Consider the following 22739-nt stretch of genomic DNA (forward strand, 5'->3'; position numbering starts at 1 on the left):
CGCAATGTTCAATTGGATCGTAAGGAACAGCCTTCACAACCGCCTGTTCGTCCTGGCGGTCGCGGCGCTGCTGATGGTCTACGGGGCCATCACCGCATGGCGCACGCCGGTCGATGTGTTTCCCGACCTCAACAAACCCCTGGTCACCGTCTTGACGGAAGCAGGAGGTATGGCACCCGAAGAAGTCGAGCAACTGGTGACCTTCCCTCTGGAGACCGCGCTCAACGGCATGCCGGGGGTCACGCGCGTGCGCTCCACGTCCGGCGTGGGCCTGTCCATCCTCTATGCCGAGTTCGATTGGGGGACGGACATCTACCGCAACCGCCAGCTCGTGGCGGAGCGCCTGGCACTGGTGCGGGAGCAACTCCCCGGAGGCATTACGCCCGTCATGGGACCGGTGTCTTCCATCATGGGCGAAGTCATGCTCATCGCACTGCCGTTGGCAGCAGGCGATGGTAAGGCCGCCGCAGCGACACCCATGCAGGCCCGTGAGTACGCGGACTTCGTGCTGCGCCCAAGACTTCTGTCGATTCCAGGGGTGTCTCAGGTCATCCCTATCGGCGGTGAAGTACGTCAGTTGCGGGTGGAGCCTGATACCGCGCGCATGGCGCAGTTCAGGGTGACATTGACGCAGATCGAGCAGGCCCTTCGAGGCTTTGCGGGGAATGCGGGAGGTGGCTTCATCGACCTCAACAGCCGTGAATTCCTCATCCGCCACATTGGCCGCACCAGCCGTGTCGAAGACCTGCAGGGCGTGGCCGTAGCCTGGAAGGACGGCCGAGCCATCTTGCTGGAACAGGTGGCCAATGTCCGGTTCGCTGCCGCCATGAAGCGCGGTGACGCCGGATACAGCGGCGTGCCTGCCGTCATCGTCAGTGTGCAAAAGCAGCCTGCGGCCGATACCGTCAAGCTCACCCACGCCATCGAAGCGGCGTTGGGGGACCTCAAACAAGGGCTGCCCGTGGGTTTGGCTGCTCCGAAGGTGTTGTTTCGCCAGGCGGACTTCATCGAGGCGTCTATCGGCAACGTGACCGAGGCTCTGCGCGATGGCGCCATCATGGTGGCCATCGTGTTGTTCGCCTTCCTGTTGTCCGCGCGAACCACTTTGATCTCGCTCGTGGCGATACCCTTGTCGCTGGCCGTGACAGCCATGGTGTTCCGGTTGATGGATCAGTCCATCAACGTGATGACCCTGGGCGGCCTGGCCATTGCCATTGGCGAACTGGTAGACGATGCGGTGGTGGACGTGGAGAACATCCTGCGCAGGCTGAAGCAAAACCGTGCCCAGGGCAATCCTCTGTCCATGCTGGAGGTCGTGCGCCGGGCGAGCGTGGAGGTCCGCTCGGGCATCGTCTACGCCACCGCCATCGTGGTGCTGGTGTTTGTGCCGCTGTTTGCGCTGCCGGGCATCGAAGGGCGCCTGTTCACGCCCCTGGGCATCGCCTACATCGTGTCAGTGCTGGCCTCGATGCTGGTCTCGATGACAGTAACGCCCGTGCTGTGCCTTTACCTGTTGCCGGGGATGAAACGGCTGGACCACGGTGACAGCACGTTGGTAGCCTGGCTCAAGCGGCGGGATGCGCAAGTGCTCAGCTGGTCGTTTTCTCGCGCCAAGGTGCTGATGGCTGTCGCTGCACTGGCGGTAGCTGCAGCAGCTGCAAGCGTCCCGTTTTTTCCACGCGCCTTTCTGCCTGCCTTCAATGAGGGTTCGCTGGTGCTGGGCATGGTGTTCAACCCAGGCACTGCGCTGGCGGAAGCCAATCGCATGGGCGCGTTGGCGGAGACGCTGATTGCTGAGGTCCCCGAGGTCACCCAGGTGGGGCGCCGGACGGGGCGGGCCGAGCTGGATGAACATGCCGAAGGCGTGCATTCGGCCGAGATTGATGTGGACCTGAAGCGGTCCGCCCGGGACCGCGAGGCCGTGATGGCAGACATCCGTGCCCGTTTGGCCGTCCTTCCAGCCCAGGTGGCCATTGGCCAGCCTATCTCCCACCGCCTGGATCACCTCTTGTCAGGGGTGCGGGCGCAGATCGCGCTCAAGATCTTCGGCGACGATACGGACACCTTGCGGGGCCTGGCCGAACAGATGCGCCAGGGACTCTCGGGCGTTCCAGGGCTGGTGGATCTGACCGTGGAAAAGCAGGTGCTGATCCCCCAGATCACGGTACGGCTGGACCACCGCAAGGCCGCGCAGGTTGGGCTGTCTCCTGGCGAGGCGGTGCGGGTGCTGCAGGCCCTGACGGATGGTGCCCATGGTGCGCAGATTGTGGACGGCCTGCGCCGCTATGAACTGGTGCTGCGCCTGCCCGATGACAAACGCAGTCCTCAGGATCTGGCTCGCACGCTGATCGACACGCCTGCGGGGCAGATACCGGTGTCTGCCATCGCCACGGTCCAGGAAACCGATGGCCCCAACCAGATTGGCCGAGAAAACGGTCGTCGGCGCATCGTCGTTTATGCCAACACGGACGGCTCCGACATGGGCCGAGTCATTGCAGACATTCGTGCGGTGATGGCAAAGACGCCATTGCCACCGGGGACCTTTCTGAGTCTGGAAGGCCAGTTCCAGGCCCAGGAGCAAGCGATGCAACTGATCGTCGGCTTGTCGCTGGTGTCTTTGGCAATGATCTTTCTCGTTTTGTATGTACGCTACAAGTCGGCGGTGTTGGCCGGGATCATCATGGCCAACATTCCGCTGGCGCTCATCGGCAGCGTGGCCGCGATGTGGCTGGCGGGGGTGAGCCTGTCCGTGGCCTCCATGGTGGGCTTCATCACGCTGGCGGGCATTGCCACACGCAACGGGATTTTGAAGGTCAGCCACTACATCAACCTGTGCAAGTTCGAGGGTGAGGTCTTCGGCCAACCCATGGTCGTGCGCGGCTCGCTGGAGCGGTTGACCCCGGTGTTGATGACGGCGCTGGTGGCTGCCTTTGCGCTGACCCCGCTGCTGCTGGCGGCCGATGCACCTGGTAAAGAAATCCTGCATCCGGTGGCGGTCGTGATTTTTGGTGGACTCGTCAGCTCGACCTTGCTGGACACGCTGCTGACGCCCGTGATGTTCTGGCTTTTCGGCGAAAGTGCCACCCGGCGCTTGATTGAGGGCAGCAGCGCGCAAGCCGAAAGCGAACCCATAGGCCAGGAGGCCTTCTGATCCCAGGCTCCAGCTTAATTCTCACCCACTTTTTGATAGGCCTTGGTGCGCTGCCTTTTGAAGCGCGCCAGTGAAACAAACTCAACGGAAGGAAACCCAAATGACCATGAAAAAGAACTTCTCCCAACTGCTGGCAGCCACCGCAATCGTGATGGCATCCCTGACAAGTGCGCCTGCTGCAATGGCCCATGGTGCAGCCGAGCCTGCTCACGGCGGCGTGGTGCAAACCGCCTCCGACCTGTCGTTCGAGTTGGTCGCCACCGCTGACGGCGCGGCAATCTACATCGTGGACCACGACGAGGATGCGGACGCATCCAAGTTTGGCGGCAAGGTCACCGTGCTGAACGGCACTGAAAAGGCAGAGGCGCCCCTGAAATCTGCAGGCGGCAACAAGCTGGAGGCCAAGGGCGTGAAGTTGGTCAAGGGCACAAAGGTGGTTGCGCTGATCACGACCAACAGCAAAAAGACCGTCACTGTACGATTCACGGTGAAGTAAGGCCCATGGCGCGCGGCTCTCTGTCCTTGCCTGCACTGCGAGGCGGTCTGCTGGCCTTGCTGGCCGCAGCCTTGTTTGGCATCAGCACCCCGCTGGTTCAACGGCTGGGTGCTGGGCTGGGGGCGTTCACGACGGCTGCGCTGCTGTATGCAGGGGCGGCTGTCGTTGGTGCCTTGTCCCTGCGGACCGCTGCCCACGAGGCAAGGTTGCAAAGATCCGACGCCTGGCGCCTCATCGGCATGGCGGGGTTTGGCGCTGCCCTAGGTCCTGTCGCCCTGTCCTGGGGTCTGCAACACACGAGTGGCGCCAGCGCGTCGCTCATGCTCACGCTGGAAGCGCTGTTCACAGCCACTCTGGCGTGGTGGTTGTATAGCGAGACCATGGACCGCCGTGTGTGGGCAGCCATGCTTCTTTTGCTGGCCGGTGGCATGGCTTTGGTCATGGACCAGGGCCTGCAGGGCGGCACGCAGCTGCTCGGTCTGCTTGCCGTGCTACTGGCGACGGTGGCCTGGGGCGTGGACAACACCCTGTCCCGGGGACTGGCCGAGCGCGATCCCAGCCAGGTCGTAATGGCAAAGGCCTCGCTGGGAGCCGCTGCGACAGCATGTCTTGCCATGGCGTGGGGCGAGCCTTTGCCCACCCTGACGGCAGCTCTAGGGCTCTTTGCCGTGGGGGCCACGGGGTATGGCTTGAGTCTTCGGTTCTACCTTCTAGCGCAGCGGGCTTTTGGGGCGGCGCGGACTGGCTCCGTGTTCGCCTTTGCACCTTTCATCGGTGCGGCTGTAGCGTTCGGCTTCGGTGAACGGTCTGCGGGGTGGCTGATGCTGCTCGGTGGTCTTCTGATGCTTGCGGGGGTGCTGCTGCATTTGGCTGAAAGTCACGGGCATGAACATGCGCATGACCCGCTGGAGCATGAGCATGCCCACCGTCACGACGATGGACACCATACGCACTCCCATGACGTGATGCCCACTGGGAGCCATAGCCATGTGCACTTTCACGAGCCGGTGACTCATGCCCATCCCCACGCGCCCGATGTGCACCATCAGCACAGGCATTGACTCATTGAGCGGTACCGAGACAGCGGCTAAGGAAATTTCATGATGAAAAAATCAATGCTCTTGTCAGCTGCTGCGCTGACATTCCTTGCGATCTCCGGCTGCAGCACACCTGTCTACGAGGACCGGTACGCTTGGTCCGAAGGCTGGAGGGTCGGCAAAGTTACCAAATTAATCCAAGCGGACGAATTCTTGAAGGTGAGCGGCTCTCGCTGCCGGCAAATGGAGCTCGGCCCCACCGACCAGATTGCAGTCATCCGATGGCGGGAAGTCACCCGAACCCGTGGGCACTTCGCCAGAGTTGACGCGGGCTCCGGCATGGCCGTGGGCGATGAGGTTTACTTCAACGCGTGGAAGTGTGACCAACCTCCAATAGTGCCGAAGGCCCCGCGTGGGGCCAAGGCGGGGCAAACGCCGTAGAGACTGACGAGGAGCCTCAACGAGACGGACTCTTTCTGACCGTGCCTGCGTACACCACACTGCCCGCATCGCGATACTGCAATTCCTCCCCCACGCGCACCACGTCAAAGCAGACGGGCGAGACCTTGCTGACCTCGGGCAGCAGCAGGCAGAGTTGGTTGTTCTGCGTGCTCCAGCGTCCGGCGCGTGTGCGGCCGTTTTCTGAACGCTCTAGGCGGCCGTCCAGGAAATAGTCATGCCCCCAATGGCGTCCGTCGGTGACATGGTGCCCGCCCAGCGTGGCGCGGATCTGCGCGGTGGTCAGTTTCGTTTCCGGGGGCGCCGCGCAGGCCAACGGAGCAAGCGTCATGCACAGGAAATGCGCTCACAACGCCTTGGTAAAGCGGCTGAGCCACCGCCTAGCACCCGCCGTCATGCGGCCATACTCGGGGGCCAATTGTGGGTTTCTGCCTAGCAGGACTTACACCAAGCATGGAGCGCGTTGTACATCACCATGCCATGCCCTAGCATCTCAAGGTCATCGCTGAAGGTCTTGCACAGGCCAAGCGACAGCGCCTAGAGGCCCGCAGACTGCGGCGCCAGGTCCAGCCTGGATGTGTCTGCGCCCCGCACGATCACGGTCAGTTGCTGTAGGGCGGGATCGGTGAGTTCGTACTTCTTGAGAAAGGCGTCAAAGCTGCACAGGTCACCGTCGTGGGTCAATTCGACGCCGCGCACGTCGTAGGGGATCGCTCCCGTGTCCTGGGCCACCTGAAGCACCGAGGCTGTAGGCTTATAGAGGAATTCCGGCTCTTTGTCGATGAACCGGGCAATCAGCCAGGGGCAGGCAATGCGGTCGATCTTGGGCCGCTCGCGGGTGACCCATTTCATGCGGCACCTCCTTGCGTTTCCAGAGGCAGGGCAGCGGCTTGCCAGGCCTCGATGCCGCCCACGTGGTAGCGCGCGTTCATGCCGCGTGCCCGCAGCGCCAGGAACGTAGAGCGGCCAATGTCCTTGCCGCGCAAGCAATACAGCCGCACAGGTTTCGTGGCGTCCAGTTCCTGGCTCCACTCCAACACGCGCGACGGATCGCGCGAGGACACTCCGGCAATGACCTGCGGGCTCTGCAGATAGTCCTCCTCAAGTCGCAAGTCAAACGCACCTGCCGCACCGGCCAGCGCAGAGCCTGTGTCGATGCCAAATGCCAACGCATCCGCCTCGACAGCAGCGCCTTAGCGCTTGTAGACCTTGTCCCACTGGATTTCGCCATGTAGGCATCCACATAGGCGCCCGCCTTGGCCCCGAAGTCCAGTTGGTACGCATGCTCGTACATGTCCAGCGCCAGTACGGGCGTTGCGCCGGCCAGGAGGTGCGTGTGGGTCGGCCGCCCAGTGGTTGATGAGGCGGCTCTCGCGGGAGGACCAGGACAGCAAGGCCCATCCCGATCCGCCCCCCATGGCCTTGGCCAGCCCAGTGAACTGGCTGCGCCAAGCGTCCACGGAGCCAAAGTCACGCGTGAGCGCAATGGACAACCCGCAGGAAGGCAATACACCGTTGCCCCCCAGATTGTCGAAATACTGCTCGTGCAGGAATGCTGAATTTGCGGCGATCAACTCCCCGCGCTTGAGGCCATTGATGGTGAAAGTTGCAGCATTGCTCCAGTCCAACGCTGCGAGTTCGTTGCGTATGGCATTCAGGCGCTTGACCGCACCCGAGTAGTTGTTTTCGTGGTGGCTGGTGATTAGACGGTTCGAAAAGCCAGAGAGTTGATCGGGGTTCAGCGTCAGCGGACGGATTTGGTAGTTCATGGGGTTCTCCGTCAAATGGTCAGGGTTGGACGTGGGCCACAAGCGGATACACGGCCAGACCCATCAAGGCAGCGGCAAGCAACACCACAGGCGCGGGCAGCTTCTTGAACCGCCACAGGACGGCAGCGGTGGCAAGAAACAGCGCAGCTGTGGGTAAATCCACAACGGATCGCTGGCCCAACACCACCACCGCACCGGCAATGGCGCCCACGGCAGCAGCAGTCACTTCGTCAACGAACGCCAGCACACCAGGATGTTTGCCATGCTTCTCGAAGTACGGCGCGGGAATCACGGTGAGCAAGTAGCAGGGCATAAAGGTTGCCAACGCCGCGACGACCGCGCCCCAGAAGCCGCTGATGAGGAAGCCGATAAATCCTGTCGTGATAACCACCGGGCCGGGGGTGATCATGGCCACGGCCACGGCGTCCACGAACTGGCGATCCGTGAGCCATGCGTACTCCTTAACCACGGGAGTGGTACTGCACTTGGCGGAAGGCCATGGTCACGAGCACACACACGAAGTGCTTGAGCATGAGCATGCCCACCGGCACGACGATGGGCACCATTCACATGTGCACGATGTGATGCCAAAGGGCAGCCACAGTCACAAGCACACCCATGAACCTATGACCCACGCCCATCCCCATGCTCCTGACGTGCACCATCAACACGTTCACTGAACCCCCGGTATTTTTTTGTCTGCTCCCCCGAGGTCACTTGACCGTCAGGTCGGCGACCAGGCGAGCCTTGTAAGCCCTTTCCCGAATTGCATCCTCGCCGTCAGTCGCCCATACAAACGTGCTCTTCCATGCCCAAACCGTTCCATCGATCCGAAGAAATCGTAGGTCACCAGCTTTACCATCCACGGTTGCGACTTGACGCTCTCCTTCGAAATCCAAGGTGAACGTATGCGTTCCTGGCTTCAACTTGAAGCGCACCATCGTGTTGGGGAGAGTCTCGGCGGCCATTGCGTTATCCGCGCTGATCTTCACAAACCGCCCGCCATCTCCCCAGTTGCGCCGTACGACGTAGACGGTGAGCGCATTCGGATCGGGAGTAAAGCGCTTCGCCTGAGCGTCGGCATTCAGGCTGGGGGCGGGTACCCGAGTGCACGCGACTACTCTGCCCTTACTGGTCTTGTAGCAGTATGGCGCTTCGGCGGAGGGATCGGCCCCAGTAGAGGTAGCACAACCCGCCAGCAGGCTAGCTGCCAGCACAGAGCTGAGGATCACGGAGAGGCGGCGGGTGCCTGAATATGCAGGTATTTTTGTCATGGATCTGTTTTTTTGCTGTGGAGGTTGTTGCGTATTGCCTGAAGCTTCATCAGCGACCCCGGTACCGTCACCCACGGTCTGCCTCCTTGGATTGCATATGGCGGTGCCGCGATTTCGGTGTTTTTCGGTGTTTGAAACGCATTGCCTGTCGATCCCTCAGTCTCTTGGCCAAGCGTCGGCTGTACTTGACTCTCACCGCCATTGGCGGGTGGCGTTTGAGCCAGATACGCCGCAGCCTCCAAAACACAAACACGGAGGTCAACAAGCCGATCCAAATCCAGAACAGCTTGGCAAAGAGCGCGACCTGTGCAGCCTGCATTGACATGGATCGCTCCTTTTTTGGCCTCCAGCACAGGCATGTTGCCGATGGGCGGTCCGAACTCGCCGATATGTAGTCAGCTGCTTTGACGTGAACGGACTGCGGAAAGTGGGATCACTTCTGGAAGCGTTGCGAAGGCAATCCCCCCAGCCGGCCTTCGTGTACTACTTCAGCGTGAAGCGGACGGAGGCAATCGACTTGCCAGCCTTCGAGACGGCGACGACGACTTTGGTACCGGCGGGGACTTTGAAGCTGCCCGTGGCTTCCAGCTTGCCGTCACCGGCTTGGAGCTGGACATCCTGTTTCTCGCTGCCTGCCAGCAGCGTGACCTTGGCGGTCATTCCCGCAACGGCAACGGGCTTTCCATGGTCGCGCATATAGAGCTGCAGCTTGTCGGCGCTGGCAACGAATTCGTACTCGACCTCCTTGGCTTCTGCGACAGCACCACCGTGCATCGGCTTTAGGTCGTGGCCGTGATTGTCCGCAGCGAAGGCTGCGCCCGAGATCGACACAGACAGGGCGAGAATGAGTTGGGAAAGTTTCATGACAGTTCCTTTGGGGGTGGAGAAAAGGGACGGCCCCACGATCAGCGAGCGGGACCGTTTCAACTACGCGGACGCGGACACGTCTGGGGGATGCGAGGGCTCAGCGGACACGTCCTCATCTTCCTCATCGGGCCGGTGGGCCAGACGGTAAAGAATCGGCAGCACGAGAAGCGTGAGCAGCGTGGACGAGAGAATTCCGCCGATCACCACGGTGGCCAGGGGACGCTGGACTTCAGCGCCGGTGCCTGTCGCAATGGCCATTGGAATGAAGCCCAGCGAGGCCACCAGGGCAGTCATCAGAACCGGCCGTAGCCGGGTGAGCGCGCCGTCACGGATTGCTTCGTCAAGACCAACGCCGCCTTCCCTCAAGCTGCGGATGTACGAAATCATCACCAGACCATTGAGCACGGCCACCCCAGAAAGCGCGATGAAGCCGACAGCCGCAGAGATAGACATCGGAATGTCGCGAAGCCAAAGCGCCAGGATGCCCCCCGTCAAAGCGAATGGGATGCCAGTGAAGACCAGCAGACCATCCTTGACGTTGCCGAACATAGCGAACAGCAGCACGAAAACCAGCAGCAGGGACACCGGCACGACGATCTGCAGGCGCTGCGTGGCCGACTGCAAGTTCTCGAAGGTTCCGCCCCAGCTCGTCCAATAGCCGGTAGGAATCTTGATCTGGGCCAGGCCTTTCTCAGCCTCTGCGACGAAAGAGCCCACATCGCGCCCGCGCACGTTGGTGCTCACGACGATGCGGCGCTTGCCGTTTTCTCGGCTCACCTGGTTGGGGCCAGGAGCAAGCTCGAATGTTGCTACCTCGCCCAGCGGGATGAAGTTCGTTTTGGCCTCTGTCCCATTGGCAGAACGCGGCAGCGGGATAGGAAGGCGCTTCATCCCTTCGAGATCGTTGCGCAGGGATTCAGGCAGACGAACCAGGATGTCGAATCTGCGGTCGCCCTCGAACATAGTGCCGGCCTCGCGTCCACCGATAGCGGTGGCCACGGTGTCTTGAATGTCGGCAACGTTCAGACCATAGCGAGCAGCCTTCTGGCGGTCGATGTTCACGGTGAGCATCGGAAGCCCCGTCGTCTGCTCAACCTTCACCTCAGAGGAGCCCTGAATCTTCTGCAGCATTGCGGAGACTTCTTCTGCGGACTTGTTCAGGACATCCATGTCGTCACCGAAGATCTTCACGGCTACGTCACTGCGCACCCCGGAGATCAGCTCGTTAAAGCGCAGCTGAATGGGCTGGGAGAACTCATAGTTGTTGCCCGGGATTTTCCCGATGACTTCCTGAATCGCCGCGAGTAATTCGTCGCGGGTTTTTCGAGGTTCGGGCCATTCGGCCATTGGCTTGAGCATGATGTACCCGTCCGAAATGTTCGGCGGCATGGGGTCCGAGGCAATCTCCGCAGTACCGGTTCTGGCGAAGATGCGCTCGATCTCGGGGAATTTCTCTTTCAAGGTCCTTTCAATTTGCTGCTGCATTTGGACTGACTGGGAAAGGCTGGTGCCTGGGATGCGCAGCGCCTGGATCGCAAAGTCGCCTTCATTGAGATTGGGTACAAACTCGCTGCCCATACGCGTGGCGATCAACCCGCACAAGATCACCGCAACTGCAGCTGCGGTCAGTACGACCGCCTTGGCGGCCATGACACGGTCGAGCAGTGGACCATACAAGCGCTTGGCATGGCCCAGCAGGAAGTTTTCCTTCTCGCTGACCCGATTGCCGATGAACAGGGCCACCGCTGCGGGGATGAATGTCACCGACAGAACCATGGCGCCCAGCAGTGCCGCGACCACCGTGAATGCCATGGGGTGGAACATCTTCCCTTCAACGCCTGTCAGCGCGAAGATGGGCAGGTACACCACCATGATGATGAGCTGTCCGAACAGCAATGGACGCCTTGACTCCTGGGATGCCAAAAACACCTCATGGAAGCGCTCAGCCCGCGTCAGTGGCCGACCGTGGTGCGCTTGTGCATGGGCAAGTCTCCGTACGCAGTTCTCAACGATCACCACCGCTCCGTCGATGATGATGCCGAAGTCCAACGCTCCCAGGCTCATCAGGTTGGCGCTCACCTTGTACTGAACCATACCCGTGAAGGTAAAAAGCATCGACAAGGGGATGACCATTGCCGTGATGATGGCGGCACGGATGTTGCCCAGAAAGAGGAACAGGATCACGATCACCAGAACCGCGCCTTCCAGCAGGTTCTTCTTCACCGTACTGATGGCTTTGTCAACAAGCACGGTACGGTCGTAGACAGTCACCGCGTGCACCCCCTCTGGGAGGCTCTTGTTGACTTCCAACATCTTCTTGTCCACCGCCTGCGAGACAGTCCGGCTGTTCTCGCCGATCAGCATGAACACCGTGCCGAGGACCACTTCGCGTCCGTTGTCTGTTGCAGCACCTGTGCGCAGTTCCCGGCCAATGCCAACTTCTGCCACGTCGCGAACGCGCACAGGAACACCGTTGGCGCTGCTGAGGATCACGTTACCGATGTCTTCCAGCGACTTCACCTGACCAGGTGCACGAATCAGATACTGCTCGCCACGCTTTTCGATATAGCCCGCGCCCACATTGCCGTTGTTGCGGTCCAGCGCAGTGACCACATCCTGCAGTGTCACGCCCAGAGAAGCCAGGCGTTCAGGGATGGGCGCGATCTGGTATTCCTTGGCAAAGCCGCCAATGGAATTGATCTCGGTCACGCCAGGAACATTTCGCAGCTGTGGCTTGATGATCCAGTCCTGAATCTCGCGCAGGTCTGTTGCGGTATAGGGTGAGCCATCGGGCTTCTTCGCCCCGTCCTTGGTTTCGACAGTCCAGAGATAGATTTCGCCCAGCCCGGTCGAGATGGGCCCCAGCGCTGGCGTGATGCCGGCAGGCAGCTTGTCGCGCGCCTCCTGGATACGCTCGTTGACGAGCTGCCGAGCAAAATAGATGTCGGTTCCGTCTTTAAAAATGACGGTCACCTGCGACAGACCGTACCGCGAAAGCGACCTGGTCTGCTCCAGGTTTGGCAGGCCAGCCATGACCGTCTCAATGGGGTATGTAACCCGCTGCTCAGTCTCCAAAGGCGAGTAGCCTGCGGCCTGTGTGTTGATCTGAACCTGGACGTTCGTGATGTCAGGGACCGCATCGATAGGCAGCTTTTGGTAGCTGATGACGCCAAGCGCCGCCATGCCCAGGGCCGCTAGAAGCACCAACCATCGCTGCTCGATCGAGAATCGAATGAGTTTTTCAAACATGTATGCGCTCCGCGATCAGTGCGTGTGTTCGGCAGATCCCTTGCCGAGTTCAGACTTCACGACGAAGCTGCCGGTCGAGGCGTAGGGCATACCGGCTTTGAGACCCGAGAGGACTTCGACCCGCTTGCCATCGCTTCGGCCCAGCTTCACGGGTTGAGCGATAAAGCCTCCATCAACCTTGAGGAAGACCACCGGCTTTTCCCCGACGTTTTGGACGGCGTCGGCCGAGATGGTTACAGGCGCTGCCGTTTCTTCGGACACCACCTCAACATTGACAAACAGGCCGGGGCGCCAAGCGCCCTTGGGGTTGTCAAGAACCACGCGGGCTTTTGCCGTGCGGGTTTGCTCGCCAATGAGCGCTCCTACAAAAGCGACAGTGCCTGTAGCGGAGGCGTCAAAGGCGGTGGCCTTGATCGTGACCTTTTCGCCCACACGAACCGATGGCAGATCTTTCGCCGGAACATTGATCTCAGCCCACACCTGGGAAAGGTCCGAGATGGTGAAAACCGCAGCATCTTCCTTCACGGCTTCGCCGAGACTAAGGTGCTTCTCGATGACAATGCCATCAAAGGGCGCTCGCAACTCGATACGGTTCAGTCCTGCTACCGACGAGGCGGACAGGCCCATCGCGCTCAGTTTCTGATTGGCGTTGGCTACTGCGACCTCTGCTTCGCTCAAGGCCTGCTTGGCCTGCAGGTAGTCCTGCTCGGCAGACACCTTCTGCTCCCACAGCTTTTTTTCTCGCTCGTAGGTGGTCTTTGCCAGCGATAAGCGCTTTTGGGCCGTCTGCAGCTCGCTGCGTTGCTCGGAAGCAGTCGGGCTCGCGATCACCGCCAAAACTTGCCCTTTCTTGACCACTTGGCCCAAGCTGGCATTGACGCTTTCCACGACTCCCGCAAGCCGGGGAACAACGTGAGACGTGCGATCTTCGTTCAAGCGTATCTCCCCGGGAAGGAGCAACGCCGTCTTGATGTTGGCTTTCACAGCAGCGTCCAGGCTGATGGATGCAGCCTTTATCTGGGCATCGGTCAGTTCGATCTTTCCTTCTTCCTTGCTCATCACGAACATGAAAGGCTCTGTGGCAGTCTGCGCAATGATCTCGATGTCGAAAGCATGGGGTTCAGCAACGATCTCTCGGCTGACAAGACTGTCTTTTTCAGCGGCAAACGTCAGTTTCTGCTTTTCATCTGTCGGGCGGGTCACAGTTGCCGTGACCGTTGCAGCATTCAGGGGCAGCGGTTTATCTTTGTCGGACAGCCAGATTCGCAGTCGAGGCTCGCCACCGTCTTCAGACAACAATGCTTCCAAGCTGAAGTCGCCTTCCTTGAACACGGTACCGCCATGTGGTCCCTTGGCTTCGCTCTTTTCATGGTGTTCACCATCGGCATGCCCCTTGTCATCGTCGTGGCCCTTTTCGCTACCCTTGCCATGGTGCTCGCCGTCGCCGTGTCCCTTGGCCTCGGTATGGCCGCCGTGACCGTGGCCATCGTCCTCGGTGGCTGCGGCTTTGGGCTTGCCGCCACCTTGCAAGATGAAGGTTCCCGCGCCGCCCCCTATTGCGAGGACTACTGCAATGGCGATCAGGTGTTTTTTACTGATGGTGGATTTGCTGGAGTTCGTGTTCATGGTCATGCTCAGTGTTGCGTTGCGATCAGGCCGGGAACCATGCTGGCCCCGAGCAGGCGGTCGATATCAGCCGCTGCACGGTGTGCTTCGCCAAGGGCTTTGAGGTACTGGGATTTGGCTGTGAAGTAAGTGCGTTGGGCATCGAGCACTTCCAGGAAATTGAACTTACCGTTCTCGAACCCAATGGTGGCGGCGTCATAGGCCGACTTCGCACCGGGCAGAACTTCCTGCTGCAGTGACTGAACCTCTGCGGTGATCGTGGAAAGGCGCTCTCGTGCCTGCGCCACTTCGCTGTGCAGGCGCACGGTGGCTGCTTGCAGCTCATCGCGGGCCTTGTCCTCAAGTTTCAGCGCCTCCAGGAGGTTGCCTTGGTTGCGGTCGAAGACGGGAAGAGGCACAGAGACCCCGAAAAGAAGGACGTTGCGCTGCGTTTCGTTGCTGCGCTGCATGCCGACGCTGACGGTGACATCGGGCACGCGCTTGCTTTGCTCCAGGGCGGTCAATGCCTTGCGCCGATCCACCTCGATTCGCGCAAGTACCACGCCTGGCGCAGAAGAAATCAAGGGCTGGAGATCGGCGAGGCTCGGGACCGAGGGCAGTTTCTCGGCCTTGCCCTCCAGCACGGTGTAAGGCGCATCGATCTGTCCCAACAGCGCGAACAGGCGGGACAGAGCATTGCGTTGTTCGCTCGCGGCCTGGGCGAGTTCGACGCGAACGCCGGCTTCTGCAACCCGGGCCTTGGACTCTTCCACAGGGGATACTTTGCCAGCGGCTACACGCTTTGAGACGGTATCCGTTGAGGATTTGGCCAGCGCTGCGCTGTCTCTGGCCAGTACCAATCGTTCCTGCGCAGTCAGAACATCAAAGTAAGCGGCAGCGACATTGGCCCGCACGGTGGCTTGCAGCTCGGCGAGTTGGGCTTGTGCTTGCTCGCGCGTTTTTTCGGCCGCCTTAGTGCGTGCCGCACGCTTTCCACCCAGTTCTACGGGAAGATTGAGTTGCCAGCTTTGCGTACGTGTTTTGGAGCGTGTGTCTTCCAGCGAGTACGCGAGCTCTGGATTGGGGCGCGAGCGTCCTTGAAGAACCTGTCCTTCGGTTGCCTCCCATTGGCGCTTTGCCGCAGCCACCTCCGGATTTCCCTCCAGGGCCAGTTCGATGGCCTTGGCCAGCGACAAAGGCTCAGCTGCGGCCGCTGCAGCAGACTGAGGTGCTCGTTCGCCAACGGCTGGCCCTGGTGGCAGGCCCTGGGAAAAGGCACCGCCCGAGGCGCTCAGCCATATAGCTGCGGCGCCTGCCGCGAGCTTGATCTTTCTACCGCCGCGCCATGCGTGCGGCATCTCTTGAAGGTAAGTACCCTTGAACATCCGATTCTCCAGTGATTTCAAAACACGAGGGAATCGGCGGACTGGCAACCGTGCAGCTGCCTGGCAACTCGTCAGTCACTCCAGCTGCAACACACGCAACTGCTTCGGCCGCGATGGCGGACAAGACTGAAAAAGAAAAGTGAGATGCCCCCGCCGATCAGGCGAGGACGGACCACTGAGGGCGGTCTGGGGGCGTGGGGGTTACAGCCAGCAGGCGCTTGCCTGAAGGAGGCTCCACGCGGCTTTCATGGATGAAGACTGGCTTTGCATCTGACCAGTTCAAGGCCCCGATACCCGCGCCATGACAGACTGAGCAGTCAACATCAAATGCATCGGCTCCCTGGCTGGACTTTTCGGCCTGACCAGTCCCGCCTTTGGCTTCATGCTTGTGTTCGTGATGCCCAAGGTGCTGCGACTGCGCGGTTGAGCTCTCATGCATGCAATAAGCAGCCACCGCAGACCAGCTGAACTGGAACGGAAGCAATGCAAGCATAAAAACAGCGATCAAGCGGCGCATTTTTGAAGTCTAGCATGCGTCATGAAGGGCGTACTGAGGCTTGGATGGCCGCTGAAGGGCACTGGGTTGGGAAATCAGCGAGCGCCGCCGTTCATGTCCAGAAGCGCCTTCTTTTCAGCTGCCGACATGTTGAGAAATTCCTGTTGGACCTGCTCACGCGTCTTTGTTGAGCCTGTTGCTTTGACTGGCAGCGCACCCCCGCGCGAAAGGACTGCCAGCGTGCCATCCTTGCGCGCTACTTCGACAGCCTGAAGCACATCGCCACGGGACATTGCGCTTTGCATGTGGTCGGGATGTGTGGTCATGCCCACTTCGCCACCAGCAGGATGGTACAGCGACGAGGCAGATGAAAATCCTGGAGCCGCAATTGTGAAGGCGATCAGAGTGAGGGCGAGGGGTTTGCGAACAGTCATGGTGTTGTCCCTTGATATCAGTTAGCCCTCGGCGATCTGCCGGGACTATGCCTTTCGACACGGAGACACTGTAAAAATCCGCGCGCGACACGGCGCCAACAGCCAGATTACAAATTTGTAAACTACCAACTGGCCGCATTCTTCGAGAATGGCGGCATGAAAATTCTGCTCATCGAAGACGAAGTCAAGCTGGCCGAGTACCTGCGCAAGGGCCTGGGAGAGGCTGGCTACGTGGTGGACGTTGCGCACAACGGGGTAGATGGCCTTCACATGGCTCTGGAAGGCGTGCACGATCTGCTGGTCTTGGACGCGATGCTCCCAGGGATCGACGGCTTCAGCCTTTTAACGGCCTTTCGCAAGACCAAGCAGACTCCGGTCTTGATGTTGACAGCAAGGGTCCGCGTCGAGGATCGGGTATTGGGACTCAAGACGGGTGCCGACGACTATCTGGTCAAGCCCTTTGCGTTTTCCGAACTGAGCGCCCGCATCCAGGTGCTGCTGCGGCGGACCCATGGCGCGCGGGATGCCGCAGAGCCCACGCAACTGCGGTTGGGCGACCTGGAATTAGACCTGGTACGGCGCAAAGCGTCCCGGTGTGGCCAGCGCTTGGAGTTGACTGCGAAGGAGTTTCTGCTGCTGACTCTGTTTCTGAGAAGAAAAGGCGAAGTGCTTTCTCGCACTGAGATCGCTGAACAGGTGTGGGACATGAACTTCGACAGCGATACCAGCGTGGTGGAGGTCGCGATCCGGCGCCTCCGTACCAAGATCGATGTGCCGTTTGACACTACGCTGCTCCATACTATTCGCGGCATGGGATACGTGATGGAGGACCGCAACGGATGAAGGAGCTGGCCCAACATCGCTCATTGCGCCAGCGGTTGTCTTGGTGGCTGGCGCTGCAGAGCTTTGCCGGACTCGGGGTGGTCTGTCTGGCGGTGTATCTGGTGACCGAGTTCAACTTTCGTGATCGGCAAGAGGAAACGCTGGCGCAAAAGGAAAACGTCATTCGGCACTTGCTAGTGGATGGCAAGGAGCATGGGGATTCGGAAGACCTTGCGCACAAACTCGATGACTTCCTTGTTGGGCACGGAGATCTGTCGCTCGAAGTCGCGCGGGCGGACGGGATTGTTCTCTACGCCCACACCCGCAACCAGAATGCGAAGACGGTATGGCGCCAACGGCAGTTCGAAGTAGCACAGACTACGGACCAGACTCCCTCAAAGAACTTGCGCGTTCAGCTGTCGCTGGATATCCAAACCGACAACCAGTTGTTGCACCGACTTGCTCTTACCTTGCTGGTCGCAGCCATCGGTGGGGCCGTCGTTGTATCGCTAGGCGGATTCTCCCTGGTCAACTTGGGCCTGGCGCCCGTCCGAAGACTGGCCAGTCAGACGCGCGCAGTGTCGGCTGACAATCTGCATCAACGTCTCGACAGCGCCGAGCAGCCCCTTGAGCTCGTGCCTTTGATCGACCAGTTCAACGCGCTCCTTGCTCGCATTGAGAAGGCCTATTCCCAGATGGAAGGCTTCAATGCGGACGTGGCGCATGAGTTGTGCACGCCTTTGGCCACGCTCATTGCCAACAATGAACTGGCTTTGCTGCGCCCTGAGCAGGCGGATATTCGCGAGGTGCTGGCGTCCAATTTGGAGGAGCTGCACCGCCTGACGGGCATCGTCAATGACATGCTGTTCCTGTCCCAGGCGGATCGGGGTGTGGGAGCACGTCGGGCCCCCGTTGCGACTCTTGCATCAGTGGCTGCTGACGTACTGGATTACCACGAAGCGGCACTGGCCGAGGCTGGTCTCACCGCTAAGGTGGTCGGCGATGCGCATGGCGCTTTCGACGTGCCGTTGTTGCGCCGGGCCCTGTCGAACTTGCTCGGCAACGCCACCCGATACGCGAACCCTGGCTCAATCGTCCAAGTCAACCTCAGAACTATCGATGAGGGCCGTGTGTTGATCAGTGTCACCAACTACGGCAGCACTATCGATCCCGAGCTACTCCCGCAGCTGTTTGACCGATTCTTCCGTGCAGATCCGGCTCGTAGTCATGGGCAGAGTAACCATGGCCTTGGGTTGGCCATAGTAGGAGCTATTGCACGCATGCACCAGGGAAAGCCCTTTGCATCGTCAGAAAACGGGGTAACGAATGTGGGAATCGAAATCCCCCCGAATTGATGTTGTTTTTCGACGGGGTGGGGTCGATCCTGTGCCCCTGCGACTGAGTACGGACCGTTAAGAAATCCGATTTACCCAGGACAAAGCAGCCATATTCTTTTTTGCTGCTTGACTTTAAAGCTACTTGAAGGGTTCCAATTGGGCTATGAAATCAGAAACAAGCACACCTCCCACCACTGTTGACACCTGCTGCTCCTCGGGCTGTTCCAGTACCGCAGCAGTGGTCCCTGCAGCCACAAGCAGCCCGGGCCAGGGCAAGCTGTTCCGAATCGCCACCATGGACTGCAGTGCCGAAGAGTCGGAGATCCGGCGGGCTCTGGAACCGCTTGAGGGAATCCGCTCGTTGGGTTTCCAGCTCGGCGCGCGCACGCTGAAGATCGATGCGGAGGATCGCGCCTTGCCCCTTGCGCTCGATGCCATCCGCAAGGCGGGTTTCGATCCACAGCCCGTGGTCACTGCGGCAAACACCCAGGGTAGCCTAGGCCGGGTGTTTCGCATTGCGACCATGGACTGCAGCGCCGAGGAGGCGGAGATTCGCCGAGCGCTGGAGCCTCTGGATGGGATCCGCTCTCTGGGCTTTCAGCTCGGCGCGCGGACGCTCAAGATCGATGCCAACGAAGGCACCTACCCGTTGGCACTCGACGCCATGCGCAAAGCGGGCTTCGATCCGCAGCCAGTTCCAGGCGCCAATGGCTCCGAGGGCGGACAGGCGGGCGAACCAGCCGAAGGCGACGACCATGGACATGGTTTTGCAGGCGGCATCTCCCGGCTGGTAGCCGCGCTGGTGTTCGCCACAGGCGCTGAGGTACTTTCGTTCTTCGCGCCCGACCATATGGCCTGGAAAGTGGCCGGCATGGCGATTGCCGCTCTGGCTATCTGGCTGGCCGGCATCGACACCTACAAAAAAGGCATTGCGGCGCTGCTGCGCGGCAAGCTGAACATCAATGCGCTGATGTCGGTGGCCGTCACCGGCGCATTCCTCATTGGTCAGTGGCCAGAAGCCGCGATGGTGATGGCTTTGTACGCGATTGCGGAGCTCATCGAAGCCAAGGCAGTGGACCGGGCCCGAAACGCTATCAAGGGCTTGCTGGAACTGGCGCCCGAAGAGGCTTTGGTACTGGGCACCAACGGAGCATGGACCGCTACACCGGTGGCTTCGGTCGCCATCGGAGCGACCGTGCGCATCAAGCCGGGCGAACGCGTGCCGCTGGACGGTAAGGTGACCAAGGGCAATGGCGCCATCAACCAGGCCCCCGTGACTGGCGAGAGCATCCCCGTGGACAAGGCACCTGGCGACCAGGTGTTCGCCGGCACGATCAACGAGACTGGTGAGCTGGAGTTCGAGGTCACAGCCCTGTCGAGCAACACCACCCTGGCCAGGATCATCCAGGCCGTTGAGCAGGCGCAGGGCACGCGCGCTCCGACGCAGCGCTTTGTGGATCGGTTCGCCTCCATCTACACCCCCGCAGTCTTCGCCATTGCCGTGGCGGTGGCGGTCCTCACTCCTTTCCTGATGGGCCTTACCTGGCTGGAGGCGCTCTACAAGGCCCTGGTCCTGCTGGTGATCGCCTGCCCATGCGCTCTGGTCATTTCCACGCCGGTCACGGTGGTCAGCGGATTGGCCGCAGGAGCGCGCCGTGGGATCTTGATCAAGGGCGGAACCTACTTGGAAGATGCCCGGCTTCTGAAGGCGGTGGCGCTGGACAAGACCGGCACCATCACCGAAGGCAAACCCAAGCTGGTGAAGTGGCAGGTGTGGGGTGCCGGTAACGAGGTAGCAGTCCAGCAAATGGCTGCCAGCCTGGCGGCTCGCTCCGATCACCCGGTTTCAAAGGCGATTGTCCAGGGCTTGGACGTAAAGGACCCAGAAGCAGAAAGCTTCAAGGCCTTGCCTGGGCGCGGTGTCGAAGGCATGGTCAATGGTATGCGCTTGATGCTGGGCAATCACCGTTTGATCCATGAGCAAGGACTGTGTGGTCCGGAGCTGGAGGCGGAGCTGGTCATCCACGAAAAGCAAGGCCGCACGGTAACCCTCCTGGCTGACGATTCGGGCGTCCTGGCGCTGTTCGCGGTAGCGGACACCATCCGTGAGACATCGAAACAGGCCATCGTCGATCTCAAGGCACTGGGTGTGACCTCGGTGATGCTGACCGGCGACAACACGGCCACCGCAAAAGCCATCGCGGCGCAGGCCGGCATTGATGACGCCCGTGGAGATCTGCTGCCCGAAGCCAAGCTCGATGCCATCAAGGAAATGCAAAAGCGCTATGGCGCTACCGGCATGACCGGCGACGGCATCAACGATGCGCCGGCGCTGGCGCAGGCCGACATCGGTTTTGCCATGGGTGCAGCGGGAACTGACACGGCCATGGAAGCCGCCGATGTAGTCATCATGAACGATGACCTGCAGCGCGTCGCCGAGACAGTGCGTCTATCCAAGCGCACCCACGCCATTCTCTGGCAGAACATCACCCTGGCACTGGGCATCAAAAGCGTCTTCCTGGTGATGGCTGTCGTTGGCACGGCCACTATGTGGATGGCGGTCTTCGCGGACATGGGGGCCAGCTTGCTGGTGGTGGGCAATGGCCTGCGCCTTCTTCGAAGGGTACGAGGGTAGCCAGACCGCATAGTTGGCTGAACATGCTCACTTCCACGAGCTAGTTTCGGCGCTATGAGCCGACCGCCTTGGCTCTTGAGCGGAAGCGTTGGCCACACAAAAAAACCAAGACTTCATACTATCCACTGCAATACGCACCAAAATGACAACGGCCATTTCGGGAAGTCTGTTGCGGGAGGTCGCCCGTTTGTTCACACAATCGCAAAGTAGGTCAGTGGAACGCAACAGCAAGATGAACAGCCAATGCAATCTGCTCGCCGAACTGGAGCGCTCCGGGACGCTTGCGATGACTGAACTGGGCAGGCGGGTTGGACGCGAAAAAAGTTGGGTGTCGCGTTCTGTTGACGCACTTGCGACCCGTGGTCTGGTCGTCAAGGAGCCCAATCCCGCCGATTCCCGGAAATGGTTGGTCACGCTCACCGACGAAGGGTTTCAGTCAGTCAATCATTGGAATGCTGCCCTGGATGACCACGCAGTGCAATTGCTTGCCTGCCTGAGTGAGCGGGATCGTGCCGCAGTCGAGAAATCCCTTCTGTTGTTGTTGACGGCCCTGAGAGAAGACCAATCAGTCTACTGACTGATTCCTTCAATCAAGGATTTCGGATGCAAGCCGCCACCCCTGACCGATGCTGGCGCCTTTTGGACTGCGTACCTCGATGGTCGAGCCAGGGTGTGTGATTTTGGAGCGTGCCACTCATCACGGCCATTGGGGCGAATCGCATTTCCCGAGCCGCCACTCGCCATGCAAATAGGAGTGGATTTAGCCGGCTTATATTTCAATAATTGGTGTATTATTGAGAAATGAATGAGCCTGAAGTTGTCCGCTCGCTTGCAGCGCTTGCTCAAGAGGTACGCCTCCGTGTCTTCCGCGCACTCGTCGTGGCAGGCAAGGATGGTCTCACCCCTGGCGCAATCTCCGAGCAGCTGGGAGTAGCCTCCAACACCCTGTCGTTTCACCTCAAAGAGTTGGCCCATGCTGGCCTGGTGAGCCAGGAGCGCCACGGGCGCAACCTGGTGTATCGCGCCTCGTACCAGACCATGAACGGTCTGCTGGCCTACCTGACAGAAAACTGTTGCCAGGGTGCGCTATGCCTCACTGAAGAGGCCGCCTCCTGCAACTGCTGAGGGTTCCCTGTAGGGCAATCCATGCCCCAAGCGCCTGTGCGCTCAGCCCAGATTCACCTATCTCACCACCATTGACCCTGGAGTTCACCATGAGCGCAACCCCACAACCCTTGAAAGTTCTCTTTCTTTGCACACACAACTCGGCGCGCAGCATCCTGGCCGAAGCGCTGCTCAATGACATGGGTGCCGGTCGGTTCAAGGCCTACTCCGCTGGGAGCAGCCCACGCGACAACCAGCAGCCCAACCCCCTCGGACTGCAGGTGCTGCAAAAAGCAGGCATTTCCACCGAAGGCCTGCGCAGCAAGAGCTGGGATGAGTTCGCCACGCCCGACGCGCCCCAGATGGACCTGATCATCACGGTGTGCGACAACGCGGCGGGCGAGGTCTGCCCCATCTGGCTAGGCCACCCCGCCACAGCGCACTGGGGCTATGCAGACCCCAGCGAGGGCGACGGCACGGACGAGCAGCAACTTGAAGCCTTCCGCCAGACGCTGCACGCCATGAAGCGTCGGCTCGAACTGCTGGTTAGCCTTCCCGAAGACAAGCTGGCCAAGGCGGTGCTTCAGACCACCGCTCGCCAACTGGTCACAAACTGAGA

Annotated in this window: 18 protein-coding genes and 4 pseudogenes; 10 read left to right on the plus strand and 12 right to left on the minus strand. The window is 60.4% G+C overall.

What is annotated here, in order from left to right:
- The first annotated feature begins 4 nt into the window (after window positions 1–4).
- The 3 genes from AC2YJX_RS05370 to AC2YJX_RS05380 all read left to right on the plus strand — a co-directional run bounded on the left by AC2YJX_RS05370 (window position 5) and on the right by AC2YJX_RS05380 (window position 4708).
- Entirely contained in the window at window positions 5–3151 is a 3147-nt protein-coding gene (locus AC2YJX_RS05370) for an efflux RND transporter permease subunit (protein ID WP_121508519.1), read from the plus strand.
- Between the two features lie 100 nt (window positions 3152–3251).
- The gene (locus tag AC2YJX_RS05375) at window positions 3252–3647 is read left to right on the plus strand and encodes a hypothetical protein (RefSeq protein ID WP_369801407.1); all 396 of its coding nucleotides are present in this window, start codon (window positions 3252–3254) and stop codon (window positions 3645–3647) included.
- A 5-nt stretch (window positions 3648–3652) separates the two neighbouring features.
- Window positions 3653–4708: a DMT family transporter gene (locus AC2YJX_RS05380; RefSeq protein WP_015013010.1), complete on the plus strand. Its 1056-nt coding sequence runs from the start codon at window positions 3653–3655 to the stop codon at window positions 4706–4708.
- Between the two features lie 433 nt (window positions 4709–5141).
- On the opposite strand, the gene AC2YJX_RS05385 is transcribed toward AC2YJX_RS05380, so the two are convergent.
- The 5 genes and pseudogenes from AC2YJX_RS05385 to AC2YJX_RS05405 all read right to left on the minus strand — a co-directional run.
- Window positions 5142–5474 (minus strand): hypothetical protein, encoded by a 333-nt coding sequence (locus tag AC2YJX_RS05385; protein WP_015013008.1) that lies wholly within the window; start codon window positions 5472–5474, stop codon window positions 5142–5144.
- A 101-nt stretch (window positions 5475–5575) separates the two neighbouring features.
- Window positions 5576–5995: pseudogene (locus tag AC2YJX_RS05390) on the minus strand (chromate resistance protein ChrB domain-containing protein).
- The gene (locus tag AC2YJX_RS05395) at window positions 5992–6312 is read right to left on the minus strand and encodes a rhodanese-like domain-containing protein (RefSeq protein ID WP_051022504.1); all 321 of its coding nucleotides are present in this window, start codon (window positions 6310–6312) and stop codon (window positions 5992–5994) included. The pseudogene AC2YJX_RS05390 and the gene AC2YJX_RS05395 overlap by 4 nt, the downstream one beginning before the upstream one ends.
- A 231-nt stretch (window positions 6313–6543) precedes the next feature.
- Window positions 6544–6912: pseudogene (locus AC2YJX_RS05400) on the minus strand (Fe-Mn family superoxide dismutase); the annotation flags it as partial.
- Between the two features lie 19 nt (window positions 6913–6931).
- A pseudogene (locus tag AC2YJX_RS05405) lies at window positions 6932–7381 on the minus strand (chromate transporter); the annotation flags it as partial.
- 1 nt (window position 7382) lies between these two features.
- Between AC2YJX_RS05405 and AC2YJX_RS05410 the strand changes: the two are divergent.
- Window positions 7383–7592, plus strand: a pseudogene (locus tag AC2YJX_RS05410) (EamA/RhaT family transporter); the annotation flags it as partial.
- 33 nt (window positions 7593–7625) lie between these two features.
- Here AC2YJX_RS05410 and AC2YJX_RS05415 read toward each other — a convergent pair.
- From AC2YJX_RS05415 to AC2YJX_RS05445, 7 genes are all read right to left on the minus strand, one after another.
- The gene (locus AC2YJX_RS05415; RefSeq protein WP_233559556.1) at window positions 7626–8261 is read right to left on the minus strand and encodes a hypothetical protein; all 636 of its coding nucleotides are present in this window, start codon (window positions 8259–8261) and stop codon (window positions 7626–7628) included.
- Window positions 8262–8669: 408 nt separating this feature from the next.
- On the minus strand, window positions 8670–9050 hold the full coding sequence (locus AC2YJX_RS05420; RefSeq protein ID WP_063459322.1) for a hypothetical protein: 381 nt from the start codon (window positions 9048–9050) through the stop codon (window positions 8670–8672).
- 63 nt (window positions 9051–9113) lie between these two features.
- On the minus strand, window positions 9114–12302 hold the full coding sequence (locus AC2YJX_RS05425; protein ID WP_063459323.1) for a CusA/CzcA family heavy metal efflux RND transporter: 3189 nt from the start codon (window positions 12300–12302) through the stop codon (window positions 9114–9116).
- 15 nt (window positions 12303–12317) lie between these two features.
- A complete protein-coding gene (locus AC2YJX_RS05430; protein WP_082836284.1) occupies window positions 12318–13934 on the minus strand; it encodes an efflux RND transporter periplasmic adaptor subunit in 1617 nt (538 codons plus the stop codon).
- A gap of 2 nt (window positions 13935–13936) precedes the next feature.
- Window positions 13937–15292, minus strand: coding sequence for a TolC family protein (locus AC2YJX_RS05435; protein WP_082836285.1), 1356 nt, complete (start codon window positions 15290–15292; stop codon window positions 13937–13939).
- A 157-nt stretch (window positions 15293–15449) separates the two neighbouring features.
- Complete coding sequence (gene czcI / locus AC2YJX_RS05440) at window positions 15450–15809, minus strand: cation efflux protein, CzcI family (RefSeq protein WP_082836286.1); 360 nt, start codon at window positions 15807–15809, stop codon at window positions 15450–15452.
- A gap of 74 nt (window positions 15810–15883) precedes the next feature.
- Window positions 15884–16222 (minus strand): DUF4148 domain-containing protein, encoded by a 339-nt coding sequence (locus AC2YJX_RS05445; protein WP_069103149.1) that lies wholly within the window; start codon window positions 16220–16222, stop codon window positions 15884–15886.
- Between the two features lie 156 nt (window positions 16223–16378).
- Here AC2YJX_RS05445 and AC2YJX_RS05450 point away from each other — a divergent pair, with 156 nt between their 5' ends.
- The 6 genes from AC2YJX_RS05450 to AC2YJX_RS05475 all read left to right on the plus strand — a co-directional run bounded on the left by AC2YJX_RS05450 (window position 16379) and on the right by AC2YJX_RS05475 (window position 22737).
- Window positions 16379–17065 carry a heavy metal response regulator transcription factor gene (locus AC2YJX_RS05450; protein WP_063459324.1) on the plus strand — a complete coding sequence of 229 codons (687 nt, stop codon included), beginning with the start codon at window positions 16379–16381 and terminating at the stop codon, window positions 17063–17065.
- Window positions 17062–18399 (plus strand): heavy metal sensor histidine kinase, encoded by a 1338-nt coding sequence (locus AC2YJX_RS05455; RefSeq protein WP_082836287.1) that lies wholly within the window; start codon window positions 17062–17064, stop codon window positions 18397–18399. Before AC2YJX_RS05450 ends, AC2YJX_RS05455 begins: the two co-directional genes overlap by 4 nt.
- A 220-nt stretch (window positions 18400–18619) precedes the next feature.
- Entirely contained in the window at window positions 18620–21016 is a 2397-nt protein-coding gene (locus AC2YJX_RS05460) for a heavy metal translocating P-type ATPase (protein ID WP_255424298.1), read from the plus strand.
- Between the two features lie 142 nt (window positions 21017–21158).
- Window positions 21159–21593, plus strand: coding sequence for a MarR family winged helix-turn-helix transcriptional regulator (locus tag AC2YJX_RS05465; RefSeq protein WP_024815622.1), 435 nt, complete (start codon window positions 21159–21161; stop codon window positions 21591–21593).
- 224 nt (window positions 21594–21817) lie between these two features.
- Window positions 21818–22141, plus strand: coding sequence for an ArsR/SmtB family transcription factor (locus tag AC2YJX_RS05470; protein WP_063459325.1), 324 nt, complete (start codon window positions 21818–21820; stop codon window positions 22139–22141).
- A gap of 89 nt (window positions 22142–22230) precedes the next feature.
- Window positions 22231–22737: an arsenate reductase ArsC gene (locus tag AC2YJX_RS05475; protein WP_063459417.1), complete on the plus strand. Its 507-nt coding sequence runs from the start codon at window positions 22231–22233 to the stop codon at window positions 22735–22737.
- Window positions 22738–22739: the final 2 nt, after the last annotated feature.

This window comes from Acidovorax sp. SRI_002 (genome assembly GCF_057586455.1).